The organism is Zoogloea oleivorans (genome assembly GCF_008107625.1).
GTDB lineage: Bacteria > Pseudomonadota > Gammaproteobacteria > Burkholderiales > Rhodocyclaceae > Zoogloea > Zoogloea oleivorans.
Genome location: NZ_SDKK01000004.1, coordinates 21,864 through 34,335, shown reverse-complemented (window position 1 = coordinate 34,335; position 12,472 = coordinate 21,864). Strand labels below are relative to the sequence as shown.

Sequence of the window (12,472 nt, the reverse complement as noted above, 5' to 3'; positions counted from 1 at the left end):
AAGAAACCCGGCTTGAGCCGGGTTTCTTTTGGATGCTGCCGCAATGCTTGCGGATCAGCGTCGGTGAACCATGGCGCGCAGGCAGGCGACGCGTTCCTCGGTGGCCGGGTGGGTGCTGAACAGCCCGCGCAGACCACCGCCGGAAAGCGGATTCATGATCATCATCTGACCGGTTTCCGGGTGGGCTTCGGCGGTGGGCATCGGGATGCCGCGGGCGAAGGCGTCGATCTTGGTCAGCGCGTCGGCGAGGGCCAGCGGGTCGCCGGAGATTTCGGCGCCACCCCGGTCAGCCTCGAATTCCCGTGCGCGGGAGATGGCCATCTGGATCAGGCTGGCGGCCAGCGGGGCGAGCAGGGCCACGGCGATGCCGGCGATGGGGTTGGCCGGACGGCCTTCACCGTCACGCCCGCCGAACATCACGGCAAAGTTGGCAAGGGCCGAAATGGCACCGGCCATGGTTGCCGAGATGGTCGACAACAGGATGTCCCGGTGCTTCACGTGGGCCAGTTCATGGGCCATCACGCCGCGCAGTTCGCGCTGGCTGAGCATCTGCAGGATGCCGGTGGTGGCCGCGACGGCTGCGTGTTCGGGGTTGCGGCCGGTGGCGAAGGCGTTGGGCTGGTCTTCGTGGATGATGTAAACCTTGGGCATCGGCAGCTGGGCGCGGCCGGCAAGCTCCTTCACCATGTTGTAGAGGTAGGGCGAGCTGCTTTCATCCACTTCCTGCGCGTTGTACATGCGCAGGACCATCTTGTCGGAGAACCAGTAGGAGAAGATGTTCATCGCGCCGCCGAAGACCAGCGCGAGGAGCATCCCCGACTTGCCGCCCATCATGCCGCCGATCACCCCGAAGAGGGCGATGATCCCGGCCATGAGGATCGAGGTCTTGAGCCAGTTGCCGAACATTGTGCTTATCCGTCCTTTCGAGTTCACGCGAAGTGCGCGAACGATTAGATGGGGGACCCGCCCGAAAATTCAATCGAGCGAAGCACCGTCATTCGAAACGGCTGCCGACTGCAATCGGCATGCCGCGCAGGAAGTCGGCGGTGGGCATGCGCTTGGCGCCGGGCTTCTGCAGTTCGGTGATGCACAGGGAGCCTTCGCCGCAGGCCACAATGACGCCGGCGGCTTCGGCCAGGAGGACTTCACCCGGGGTGCCGGTAGCGTCGATGGCGCGGGCGCGCCACAGCTTGATCGGGGTGTCCTGATACGTTGCGAGGGCGCCGGGGAAGGGATTGAAGGCGCGCACGGTGCGTTCGATCTCGACTGCCGGGCGGGTCCAGTCCACTGCCGCTTCAGCCTTGCCGATCTTGGCCGCGTAGGTGACGCCTTCGGCCGGCTGGGGTGTGGGGGTGAGACCGTCGGGCAGGGCCTGCAGGGCTTCGACGATCATGTCGGCGCCGAGCCAGGCGAGCCGGTCGTGGAGGCTGGCGGTGGTGTCGTCGGGATGAATGGTTTCGGCGCGCTTGAGCAGCATCGGGCCGGTATCGAGGCCGGCGTCCATCTGCATGATGGTGATGCCGGTCTCTAAGTCACCGGCCTGGATGGCCCGGTGGATCGGCGCCGCGCCACGCCAGCGGGGCAGCAGCGAGCCGTGGATGTTGAGGCAGCCGTAGCGGGGCATGTCGAGCACCGCCTGCGGCAGGATGATGCCGTAGGCGGCCACCACCAGCACGTCCACGTCGGCCTCGGCGAGGGGCGCCTGCTGTTCCGGGGTGCGCAGCTTTTCGGGCTGGTGCACCGGAATGTTGGCGGCCAGGGCGACTTGCTTGACCGGGCTGGGCTGCAACTGCATGCCGCGGCCGGCCGGGCGGTCGGGCTGGGTGAGGACGAGGGTGACTTCGAAGCCGGCGGCGAGGATGGATTCCAGCGCCACGGCGGCGAATTCGGGGGTTCCGGCGAAGGCGATTTTCATCAGGCGGTGATCCGGGCCTGTTTGGCCAGTTTGCCCTTGATCCGGGTCTGTTTGAGCTGGGACAGGTGCTGTACGAAAACCATGCCCTCGAGGTGATCCAGTTCATGCTGGACGCACACGGCGAGCAGGCCTTCGGCATCGAACTCGAAGGTTTCACCCTGCTGGTTCATGGCCCGCACGCGGACGTGCTCGGCGCGGCTGACCTTGTCGTAGATGCCGGGCACCGACAGGCATCCTTCCTCGCAGACCTGTTCGCCGTCGCGGGCGATGATCTCGGGATTGATGAGGGCCAAAAGGCCGGACTTGTCCTCCGACACGTCGATGACGACGATGCGTTTGTGGACGTCCACCTGTGTGGCAGCCAGACCGATGCCGGGCGCCTCGTACATGGTTTCGGCCATGTCGGCGATCAGTTTGCGGATTTCGTCTGTCACTTCGCGCACGGGAGTTGCGCGCGTGTGCAGACGCGGGTCGGGGTAACGGAGAATGGGTAGCAGAGCCATAAATATTGCCGGATGAAGACTTTACGTGCAGAATTTTGAGCCAAATCTACGATGCCCGCGTCGTGAAGAAGCAGGCGTCGGGCTCCGCAACACAGACTGCCCTTTGATGCGGCGAATCTGTCCGCCGAAAGCGAGTGCACTTTCAATGATGCGCATTATATCCGCCCTCCTCATCGGCGTCGCCGCCCTGGTTCCGGCGAGCGCAGGGGCCGCCGGCCCGATCCGCCTGTCCGACGATGCACCCGACAGCCATGTGGTGGTTCCCGGGGACACCCTGTGGGGGATTTCCGGCAAGTTCATCAGGGAACCGTGGCGCTGGCCTGAAGTCTGGCGCCTCAACCGGGAACAGATCCACAATCCGCACCTGATTTATCCGGGGCAGATTATCGTTCTAGACCGCAGCGGCCCGACCCTCAAGTTCGGCAAGCGCATCGGTCAGCCCGGTGATCGGGCTCTCTACGAGAAGCGTTTCCCGCAAGTGTATGCGGCGTCCGACCAGGCGGCCATCCAGAGCATTCCGGTCCGTGCCATCACGCCTTTCCTGTCCGAGCCGCTGGTGGTGACCGAGGCAGAAGATGCCGCCGCCGGAATCGTCGTGGCGACCCAGGAGGGCCGTGTGTTTACCGGTCCGGGAGACACCATTTTTGCGACGCGCCTGGAACCGGGGGTGATCAACTGGAATATCTACCGCAAGGCCAAGCCCCTGGCCGAGCCGGTGACCGGCGAGATTCTTGGCTACGAAGCGACCTATCTCGGACAGGCACGGGTGACCGCTGAAGCGGGCGTTCTCTCTCCGGATGTGGCTTATCCGAGCGAGGTGACGCGTTCTGCCAAGGAGCGTCTGCCGATTCCGGCGAGCCTGATCCTGACCAGTTCCAAGCATGAGGTGGGCAAGGGCGAACGCCTGCTGCCGGCCGGGCGTCCCGAGTTGCTCAGCTATGTGCCGCATGCCCCTGATGCCGAGGTGGCGGGTCGGGTCGTCTCCATCTACAACGGCGTGGCCGAAACCGGTCGCTACAACGTGGTTTCGGTGAGCCTCGGCAAGCGCGACGGCATGGAGATCGGCCATGTGCTGGCCCTGCATCGCAACCGCGGCGAAACCGAGTACCGGGAAGACAACGTCGGGCCGGCGCAGCGTTTCCGGCTGCCCGAGCAGCGCTACGGACTGGTTTTCGTGTTTCGCGTGTTCGAGCGCATTTCCTACGCGCTGGTGATGGACAGCAACGGTGCGGTGACGATTGCCGACAGTGTCCGCAAGCCCTGATTCCCGCGCCGCATCTTGCCGGATAAACACCCGCTCGCTCCCTGGCTGCGCCTGACCCTCACCCCGGGCCTGGGCCCGGCCGCGCAACGCCAGTTGCTGGCAGCCTTTGGCCTGCCCGAATGCATCTACGCGGCGGGTTTCAGCGCCATTGCGGCGGTGGTCGGCGCCCCGCTTGCCGGCAAGCTCCTCGATCATGACGCCGCCGCGGCCGTCGACCTGGCGCTCGAATGGCTCACCCAGCCGGGCAACGCCATCCTGACCCTGGGCGATGCGGCGTATCCCGCGTCCCTGCTCGAAATCCCCGACCCGCCCGTAGTCTTGTACGTGAAGGGCGATGTGACCCTGCTGTCGCAGCCATCCATCGCCGTGGTGGGCGCGCGCAGTGCTACGCCGCAAGGCGAAGCCAATGCCGAAGCCTTCGCCACCGAGCTGTCCGCCGCCGGCCTGACCATCGTCAGCGGGCTGGCGCTGGGCATCGACGGTGCCGCCCATCGGGGTGGTCTGAGCGGTCCGGGACGCACTGTGGCAGTGATCGGAACCGGTGCCGACCGGATCTATCCGGCGCGCAATGCCGAACTGGCCCGACGAATCGCCGAGCGCGGAGCGATCATCAGCGAGTTCGCCCTCGGGATTGGGCCGCTGGCCCACAATTTTCCCCGGCGCAACCGCCTGATCGCCGGCCTTGCCAGCGGCGTGCTGGTGGTCGAGGCGGCCGTGAAGAGCGGTTCCCTGATCACCGCTCGCCTGGCGACCGAGTGCGGCCGAGAGGTTTTCGCCATCCCGGGGTCGATTCATTCGCCGCTGGCACGGGGGTGTCACCGCCTCATCCGTGACGGTGCAAAACTGGTCGAATCGGCCGCCGATATCCTCGAAGAATTGCGCCTGTCGCCACTGGAGGCGGCGTCAGCCGGCGATCTTGCTCCTGTCGAGGGAAGTCCAGAAGAGGTCCGGGTGCTTGAGGCCGCGGGGTACGACCCTGTGGATGTGGACACGCTGGTGCACCGCACCAGCTTGACGCCGGAAGCGCTCTACGCCATTCTGCTTACGCTGGAGCTCGACGGACGGGTTTCCCGCCTGCCCGGAGGGCGCATCCAGCGCCTCTGAAAAACGACTGGCCTCAGGCCCACGCGCCATGTTCGATATCCTCGTGTACCTCTTCGAGAACTACGTTCACGCCGACGCGTGCCCGGAACCCGCGCAACTGGCCCGCAAGCTGACGGCTGCCGGTTTCGAGGAAGAAGAAATCACCGAAGCCCTCGAGTGGCTGTCCGGGCTGCGCCAGTTATCCGATGGCGAGCGCCCGGCCCACTTTGCCCGTGCCGGCTCCCTGCGCATTTATGGCGAGGACGAACAGGTGCGCCTGGGCGTCGAGTGCCGCGGCTTCCTGCTGTTCCTCGAGAACGCTGGAATCCTCGACTCCGAGTGCCGCGAGATCATCGTCGAACGGGCCCTCGCCCTGGGCGAAACCGAGATCGAGCTGGAGAACCTCAAGGTCATCGTGCTGATGGTGCTGTGGCAACAGGATCGCCCGATCAACGGGCTGATCCTCGACGAACTGCTCAACGAATCCGACGAGGACGAAGATGAGCAGGCGCCATTCTCCGTGCATTGATCTGCGGGCCGCTTGCAAGCCCGGCGCAGCCTTCCGTATGATGCGGCGCTCCCCCAACAACCTGAGTCAGGCGTCCCGAGGCGCACTACAGGCATGAGCAAGCAGCTGATCATTGCGGAAAAACCTTCGGTTGCAGCGGACATCGCGCGCTCCCTTGGTGGTTTCACCAAGGAAAAGGATTACTTCGAGTCGGACGATTTCGTCCTCTCCTCTGCTGTCGGCCATTTGCTTGAGCTGACCGTGCCGGAGGAGTTCGAAGTGAAGCGCGGCAAATGGTCGTTTGCCCACCTTCCGGTCATCCCGCCCCATTTCGCGCTCAATCCCATCGAGAAGACCGAGGACCGCCTCAAGCTTCTCACCCGGCTCATCAAGCGCAAGGACGTCACCGGCCTCATCAACGCCTGCGACGCGGGCCGCGAAGGGGAGTTGATCTTCAGCTTCATCGCCCAGCATGCCGGCACCAACAAGCCGGTGCAGCGCTTGTGGCTGCAGTCCATGACGGCCAATGCGATCCGCGACGGCTTCACCCAGCTGCGGCCCGCCGCCGAGGTGGAAGGTCTGCGCGAGGCCGCCGTGTGCCGTGCCGAGAGCGACTGGCTGATCGGCATCAACGGCACCCGGGCGATGACCGCCTTCAATTCCAAGACCGGTGGTTTCCACCTGACCACGGTCGGTCGGGTGCAGACCCCGACGCTGGCCATCATGGTCGAGCGGGAAGAGAAGATCCGTGCCTTTCGCCCCACCGATTACTGGGAACTGGAAGCAAGCTTCGGCTGTCAGGCTGGCGCCTATGCCGGCCGCTGGTTCGACGAAGGCTTCAAAAAACCCGAAGAGGGCGCGCCGCTGGCTGAGCACGCCACCGCCTTCCGCCTGTGGGATAAAGCCCGCGCCGAGGCGATCAAGGCCAAGTGCGAAGGTCAGCCGGGCGTCGTCGAGGAAGAGTCCAAGCCCACCACTCAGCTGTCACCGCTGCTGTTCGACCTGACTTCCCTGCAGCGCGAGGCCAACGGCCGCTTCGGTTTTTCGGCCCGCACCACGCTGCAGCTGGCCCAGGCCCTTTACGAAAAGCACAAGGTGCTCACCTATCCCCGGACCGACGCCCGCGCGTTGCCGGAGGATTACGTCGGCCAGGTGCAGGGCATTCTCGGCGGCTTGCCGGATGCCTTCGCGCCATTTGCCAACGAGATCGTCAAGCACGGCTGGGTCAAGCCCAACAAGCGCATCTTCAACAACACCAAGATCTCCGATCACTTCGCCATCATTCCCACCGGTACCGCGCCCAAGAGCCTGTCGGAAGCGGAAGCGAAGATCTACGATCTGGTAACCCGGCGCTTTCTGGCCGTGTTCTACCCGGCCGCCGAATACCGCATCACCACCCGTATCACCCGCGTGGCGGGCGAAGCCTTCAAGACCGAGGGCAAGATCCTCGTCAATCCGGGCTGGCTGGCCGTGTATGGCAAGGCTGCCGCGGTCAGTGAAGATGAAGGCGGGGCGCCGCAGCTGGTGGCCGTGGCCGAGGGCGAGACGGTCAGTACCGACGAAATCTTCGTCAAGGCGCTGGTCACCAAGCCGCCTGCACGATTCAACGAAGCCACGCTGCTGTCGGCGATGGAAGGTGCCGGCAAGATGGTGGATGACGAGGAGCTGCGCGCCGCCATGGCGGGTCGCGGCCTCGGCACCCCGGCCACGCGGGCGCAGATCATCGAGAACCTGATCGGTGAAATCTACGTGATTCGGGATGGCAAGGAGCTTATCCCGACCGCCAAGGCCTTCTCGCTGATCACGTTGCTGCGCGGCCTCGGCACCAACGAACTGACCTCGCCCGAACTGACCGGCGAGTGGGAACACCGGCTTGGCCAGATGGAGCGTGGTGCGCTGTCGCGAGCCGAGTTTATGGGCCACATCCAGGCCATGACCCGGGATATCGTCGAGCGCGCCAAGCGCTACGAGTCCGACACCGTGCCCGGCGATTTTGCAACGCTGGCGACGCCGTGCCCCAAGTGCGGTGGTCTGGTGAAGGAGAACTACAAGAAGTTCGCCTGCCAGTCCTGCGACTGGCAAGCCTGGAAGATCGTGGCCGGTCGCCAGTTCGAGATTCCGGAAATCGAAACCCTGTTGTCCACCGGTCGCGTCGGCCCCTTGCTGGGCTTCCGCAACAAGATGGGCCGGCTCTTCAATGCCGAGATCCGTCTCAACGATGACAAGCTGCCCGAGTTCGATTTTGGCCAGCCGAAGGACGACGAAACGGCCGAGCCAGTGGATTTCTCTGGCCAGGATTCTCTCGGTCAGTGCCCCAAGTGCAGCGCCCAGGTTTATGAGCACGGGCTGTCCTATGTCTGCGAGAAGTCGGTAGGCCCTGAAAAAACCTGCGATTTCCGCTCCGGCAAGATCATCCTGCAGCAGCCCATCGAGCGGGAGCAGATGCACAAGCTCCTCGATACCGGGCGCACCGAGCTGCTACGCGGTTTTGTTTCCAGCCGTACCAAGCGCAAGTTCTCGGCCTTCCTGGTGCGTGGGGACGACGGCAAGGTGGGTTTCGAGTTCGAGAAGAAGGAGCCCAAGGCGCCTGCTGCCGGCAAGGCTGCGGCGGCCAAGACGGCTGCTGTCAAGGAGCCTGCCGAGAAGAAGGCGCCCGCGGCAAAGAAGGAAGTCGCAGTAAAGAAGGCACCGGCGGCCAAGAAGCCGGCGACCCGCAAGAAGGTTGTGGCTGCCGAGTAAGCGCTTCGACTGTCCATGAAAATGCCCGCCCTTTCAGGCGGGCATTTTTGTTTGTGTGCCCGGCTGGCGGGCGGTGCTTCTCAGTTGAGGGCGTGGGCGATGATGTCGCGGAACTCGTCCAGATCGCCTTCCGAGGTGCCGAGGAAGGTCTTGGCGTTGTCGAAGGCACGCCCTTCTTCTGGCTCTGCCCCCTCCATGAAGTCGGCGATCACGTGTTCGGCGATAAGCGTCACGGCAATCAGCGCCAGGGCGTCGGAGGGCAGTTCCTGCTCGGGAAGGATGTACAACTCAGGGTCGTGATGGTAGCGGATCGCCGAGGCGATTTTCGGCGGCAGACCCCAGTTGCGGGCCAGCAGCCAGCCGACCACCGCATGGTCGCAGTGGAAGCGTGCCCGTTCCTGCTCGACCAGGCGGTTGCCGCAATCGCCGGCGCCGGCGTACATGGCCGCGTACTCGGGAAAGTTCAGCATCATCACCGGAATCGCTGAATCCTGGAAAAGGGCGTAGGTGTAGGCCGTTTCCGGCTGGATTCCGACGTGCTTGCGAGCCAGCACGCCGGTGGCCAGGGCGAGGGTCGAAGCACGCGTCCAGAACTTTTCCATGACGTCGGCCGGCAGGTCGCTGGCCGTGTTGCGCAGGGCCACGGCGATGACCACATTGATGATGTTCCTGATGCCCAGGCGGTTTACCGCCTGCTGGACGCTCTTCGCCCGGCTCGCCGAACCGAACATCGGCGAATTGGCGAGCTTGATCGCCATCGCCGACATGCCCACGTCGGAAGCGATGATGCGGGCGAGTACCTTGAGTTGCGGTTCTTCCTTGCGCGCTTCCTCCATTACCTCGGTAACGGCTGCAGGACACGCTGGAATGCGGATCGCGCCAAGGATTTCTTCAAGTTCTGCTTGGGTGATCGGACGAGTGGTGGTGGCTGTGTTCATGACAGTGTTTACCGACGGCAATGGTAAATATTGTTAATTTTATCAAAAAAGTCATTTTTAGTATTTTATGGCGCTCAAGCCCGATCTCAAGGGCGCGTGCGCTGCAGAGCGTCACTATTTCACGTCCACTCCACGGTGCAGGCTTTCCCGCATGCCTTGTTGGTGGAGCTTGGATGCTGCGACTGCATGAATTACGGCCGAATGTCCCAACTCTTCAGTCAACTTCGTGCCTGGCATGGCTGGACCGGAATGCGGCAAGAGTCCGAAAGTTTCTCGGGGGAGGGCGTTCGTCACACTGAAGTTTCAGGTGTTTTTCCCGATAAAGGCGCTTGTGTATAACATTGTTTAACAAGCCAGTTTCGACACCCCCATGCCCCAAGTGACCCTGACCGGCGGCAAGCCTGCGACTCGTGCAGACCTGCTCCTTGCCCATGCCCGCGACAGCTTCCTGCGCACCCTCCGACAGGCTGCCGGTGAAGTCATTCGTCACCCTGGCTGGATCAACGAGTTCACTTTCGCTGCGGGTGAGTGTTTTGACGAACTGGCGGGCCTGCGCGAACGCCAGGATTTCGAGCAGGCTCACGGGCTGACCGCGTCGCGGATCAGCCTGGTGCACGATTCGGATCTGGATTACTCCATCGAACTGATGAATCTGGACCAGCGCCTGCGCGATCATTGTGTGCGTGAACTGTCGGCACTCCACTTGCGCATGCGAACGCTGCTGGCTGACACCGATAGGGCGCTGCAGGACGAGTCGCCGGTGGGTTCCGAGAGTGTGTGCCGGGCCCTGCGCGCACTGAAGGAGGCCGAGCGTCTGAGCCCTGCCGAGGGGCTCAAGCTGCTGGGGCAACTGGAGGAACCCCTGCTGCGCCACCTGAGCGCCTACTACCGGGAGCTGGAGCACCAGTTCGTGGATGCCGGCATCGAAACGCACTACCGGGCCGCACCGACGCCTCATCCCACCCTGAGCATTGCCGAAGATTGGGCACACAGCGCTGCCGCCCGTGCCAGCCTGCCCCTGCATCCACTCGATGCGCTGCGACTGGCCGCGCTGGCCCGTCGCGAGGCCATGCCCCAAGCGATGACCAGCCTGGATCCAGGGTTGGCGTCGGCCATGCTGGAGCGTGTCGAAGCCTGGCTTGGCGAGCGTCAGCACTACGGTGAAGGTCTGCCGGCATCTCTCGGAACGAGCGAGCTGGGCGCGCTGCTGTCCCCGTCGAAGGCAGCTGCCGTCGAGGTGGTCGAAGCTGTCTGCACGCATGCTTCTGCCAGCCCATCACTGCCGGCGACGATCCGGACGATTCTGGCGCAACTGCGTGTCCCGCTGCTGCGCCTGGCCCTGCGCAGCGAAACCCTGCTGGCGGAAAAGCGCCATCCGGCCCTGCTGCTGGTAGACCTGATCGCCAATCTCGGCCGTACCCTGCCGGCCAACTGTCCGCCCGAACTGCCGATTTGCCGGGCGCTGATGCAGCTGATCCACCCCCTCGGCAAAGCCCCGCGCTTGTCCGAGAAGGAGTTTGCGGCCACCTTCGACAGTGTCGAGACCCTGGTTCGTGGCCGTCAGCGGGGCGCGCTGGCCCGCGCCTCCGTCTTTGCGGAGGAGGCCTCACGCCTCGAGCGCCGTGAGGTGGCCCTGCATCAGGCGAGTCGGGCCATCTACCTGATGGTCGGTCATCAGGCGAATCCTGTGGTGCAGAATTTCGTCGAGGGCTACTGGGTGCATGTGCTTGCCAAGGCGGCTTACCGCTACGGCACTGACAGCCCCCAGTGGGCCGCCCGCATCCAGACGGCCAATCGTCTGCTGGCCAGCGCCAATCCCGATCCCGCCACTCGTCAGCAGCTCCTTGCCCAATTGCCTGAGCTGATCCGCGATCTGGAACAGGGCCTGGCGTCGATCCGCCTGATACCGGAAAAAATCCGGGATGGCCTGGCTCCATGCCGGGAGGTGCACGCTGCCATCATTGCCGGCCGTCCCTTGCCGGTATCGTCCCGGCGGCGTCCGGTGCCGGCTTCCCTCGGCCCGGTGGACGAGAAGCCGAACCTGCGGGTATTCAAGCACAAGCAGTATTTCGCCGGCGAACTCCCGCTGGCCTCCGACTGGGCCGAGCTGGAACTGGGGCAGCGTGTTTCCGTCGGCCTGCCCGACGGCAGCGTGATGCGCGGGTTTGTGGCCCTGATCGGGCCGCTGCAGCACATCCTGTTGATCGCCGATGGCGATAGCGATGCAGTCCTGGCGATCACCGGCCGGGCGCTGGCCCAGCAACTCGACTCGCCGCAGACGCGCGTGTTCCACGACGAATCGCTGGTGGACGAAGCCGCGACGGAAAAGCTCATCAATCCCTGAACGTTTGAGGGGCGGTTCCAGCGGAGGGACGCGCTGGTGAGTTGCCCCGTCAGGGCGGCCAAACGTCATGGCCGCCCGCTGCGCGGGTTTATCGCGGGTAGGTGCCGTCTTTCTGGATGCTGGCCTGCATGTCACGCAATACTGTGGTCAGCGGCATGTCCTGTCCGGAGTCGGTGGCGCCCCACTGGTCGTGAAAGACCAGTTCCTCGATGGGCAGGCGCGGCAGCCAGCCGGCTTTTTCCAGCTCCGGCCTGTCGTGGAAGTGGCTGACGTAGCCGATGCACAGATAGGCAACCGGCACGATGTGCTCGGGAATCCCGAGCGCCGTCTGCAATTCGGACTGGTTGAAAATGCTCACCCAGCCAACGCCCAGGCCTTCGGCGCGCGCCGCCAGCCAGAGGTTTTGCACGGCGCAGACGCTGGAGTACAAATCCATCGTCTTGATGTGGGTGCGGCCGACGACGACCGGGCCGGTGCGCTGGCGGTCGCAGGTGATGCACAGCCCGATCGGCGATTCGACAATGCCTTCGAGCTTCAGCTGGCTGTAGATTTCGCGCTTGCCCTCCGGAAACATCAGGGCCGCCTCGCCGTGCGCCTTGTCGAAGGCCGTGCGGACGCGCTGCTTGACCTCGGGTGAGCGGACCAGCACGAAGTTCCACGGCTGCATGAAGCCGACGGACGGGGCGTGGTGGGCGGCCATCAGCAGACGGCTCAGTACTGCGTCGGGTACGGGGTCGGGCAGGAACTGGCCGCGGACGTCACGGCGATTGAAGATGCTGCGATAGACGGCAGCGCGTTCGCTGTCCGCGAAGGCGTGCTGCAAAGTCGGGTTTTCCATGAATTCCCCTTCTGGAAAAACACTGGCTGCCTGGCCGTGCAGCCATCAAACGATCTCCCGGCCGGTCTTCTGACTTGGATTCAACCGCTGCCACGCCTTCCCGACTTGCATCAGTGGCTTGTTGTGGCGAGCGTCCTCCTTACAGCGTTGGGCACGTGGCGGATTTGCACCGCCTTCCCGATTCTCCATTCAGCGCAGGCTGAACGGCACCCGGAGATACAAGGGGCGAGATCGTAAGCGAGCGATTAGCAACTGGCAAGCCGCATTCGGGGCTGCGGGGCGGAGCAGGGAACCGACGCGCGGGCAGCGGGTCTGCTTCAGGCACCCTACAATTCCCGTC

The 12,472-nt window shown here is 64.3% G+C and carries 10 protein-coding genes and 1 riboswitch; of the genes, 5 read left to right on the top strand and 5 right to left on the bottom strand.

Features of this window, described 5'->3' with window-relative positions:
- Positions 1-54 precede the first annotated feature (54 nt).
- The 3 genes from htpX to def form a co-directional block, all read right to left on the bottom strand.
- Positions 55-906 (bottom strand): zinc metalloprotease HtpX, encoded by an 852-nt coding sequence (htpX, locus tag ETQ85_RS04945; protein WP_148577949.1) that lies wholly within the window; start codon positions 904-906, stop codon positions 55-57.
- Positions 907-994: 88 nt separating this feature from the next.
- On the bottom strand, positions 995-1,915 hold the full coding sequence (gene fmt / locus ETQ85_RS04940; protein WP_148577948.1) for a methionyl-tRNA formyltransferase: 921 nt from the start codon (positions 1,913-1,915) through the stop codon (positions 995-997).
- Entirely contained in the window at positions 1,915-2,418 is a 504-nt protein-coding gene (gene def, locus ETQ85_RS04935) for a peptide deformylase (RefSeq protein ID WP_148577947.1), read from the bottom strand. The genes fmt and def overlap by 1 nt, the downstream gene beginning before the upstream one ends.
- Positions 2,419-2,563: 145 nt before the next feature.
- Between def and ETQ85_RS04930 the strand changes: the two genes are divergently transcribed.
- The 4 genes from ETQ85_RS04930 to ETQ85_RS04915 all read left to right on the top strand — a co-directional run bounded on the left by ETQ85_RS04930 (position 2,564) and on the right by ETQ85_RS04915 (position 8,012).
- Entirely contained in the window at positions 2,564-3,682 is a 1,119-nt protein-coding gene (locus tag ETQ85_RS04930; protein WP_148577946.1) for a LysM peptidoglycan-binding domain-containing protein, read from the top strand.
- 15 nt (positions 3,683-3,697) lie between these two features.
- On the top strand, positions 3,698-4,786 hold the full coding sequence (dprA, locus tag ETQ85_RS04925; RefSeq protein WP_187394582.1) for a DNA-processing protein DprA: 1,089 nt from the start codon (positions 3,698-3,700) through the stop codon (positions 4,784-4,786).
- Positions 4,787-4,814: 28 nt separating this feature from the next.
- Complete coding sequence (locus ETQ85_RS04920; RefSeq protein ID WP_148577944.1) at positions 4,815-5,294, top strand: Smg family protein; 480 nt, start codon at positions 4,815-4,817, stop codon at positions 5,292-5,294.
- 93 nt (positions 5,295-5,387) lie between these two features.
- A complete protein-coding gene (locus ETQ85_RS04915; RefSeq protein WP_148577943.1) occupies positions 5,388-8,012 on the top strand; it encodes a DNA topoisomerase III in 2,625 nt (874 codons plus the stop codon).
- 80 nt (positions 8,013-8,092) lie between these two features.
- Here the strand turns inward: ETQ85_RS04915 and ETQ85_RS04910 are convergent, their stop codons facing one another.
- Complete coding sequence (locus tag ETQ85_RS04910) at positions 8,093-8,950, bottom strand: HDOD domain-containing protein (RefSeq protein ID WP_148577942.1); 858 nt, start codon at positions 8,948-8,950, stop codon at positions 8,093-8,095.
- A gap of 370 nt (positions 8,951-9,320) precedes the next feature.
- Here ETQ85_RS04910 and ETQ85_RS04905 point away from each other — a divergent pair, with 370 nt between their 5' ends.
- Positions 9,321-11,294: a DUF1631 family protein gene (locus ETQ85_RS04905; RefSeq protein ID WP_148577941.1), complete on the top strand. Its 1,974-nt coding sequence runs from the start codon at positions 9,321-9,323 to the stop codon at positions 11,292-11,294.
- An 88-nt stretch (positions 11,295-11,382) separates the two neighbouring features.
- Here ETQ85_RS04905 and bluB read toward each other — a convergent pair whose 3' ends face one another.
- On the bottom strand, positions 11,383-12,132 hold the full coding sequence (gene bluB, locus ETQ85_RS04900) for a 5,6-dimethylbenzimidazole synthase (protein WP_148577940.1): 750 nt from the start codon (positions 12,130-12,132) through the stop codon (positions 11,383-11,385).
- Between the two features lie 42 nt (positions 12,133-12,174).
- Positions 12,175-12,361: riboswitch (cobalamin riboswitch) on the bottom strand.
- Between the last annotated feature and the right edge of the window lie 111 nt (positions 12,362-12,472).

Excerpts from the sequence above, each read along its gene's own strand:
- bluB (WP_148577940.1), bottom strand. The coding sequence starts at position 12,132 with ATGGAAAACCCGACTTTGCAGCACGCCTTCGCGGACAGCGAACGCGCT.
- def (WP_148577947.1), bottom strand. The coding sequence starts at position 2,418 with ATGGCTCTGCTACCCATTCTCCGTTACCCCGACCCGCGTCTGCACACG.
- fmt (WP_148577948.1), bottom strand. The coding sequence starts at position 1,915 with ATGAAAATCGCCTTCGCCGGAACCCCCGAATTCGCCGCCGTGGCGCTG.
- ETQ85_RS04915 (WP_148577943.1), top strand. The coding sequence starts at position 5,388 with ATGAGCAAGCAGCTGATCATTGCGGAAAAACCTTCGGTTGCAGCGGAC.
- ETQ85_RS04910 (WP_148577942.1), bottom strand. The coding sequence starts at position 8,950 with ATGAACACAGCCACCACCACTCGTCCGATCACCCAAGCAGAACTTGAA.
- ETQ85_RS04905 (WP_148577941.1), top strand. The coding sequence starts at position 9,321 with ATGCCCCAAGTGACCCTGACCGGCGGCAAGCCTGCGACTCGTGCAGAC.
- htpX (WP_148577949.1), bottom strand. The coding sequence starts at position 906 with ATGTTCGGCAACTGGCTCAAGACCTCGATCCTCATGGCCGGGATCATC.
- ETQ85_RS04930 (WP_148577946.1), top strand. The coding sequence starts at position 2,564 with ATGATGCGCATTATATCCGCCCTCCTCATCGGCGTCGCCGCCCTGGTT.
- ETQ85_RS04920 (WP_148577944.1), top strand. The coding sequence starts at position 4,815 with ATGTTCGATATCCTCGTGTACCTCTTCGAGAACTACGTTCACGCCGAC.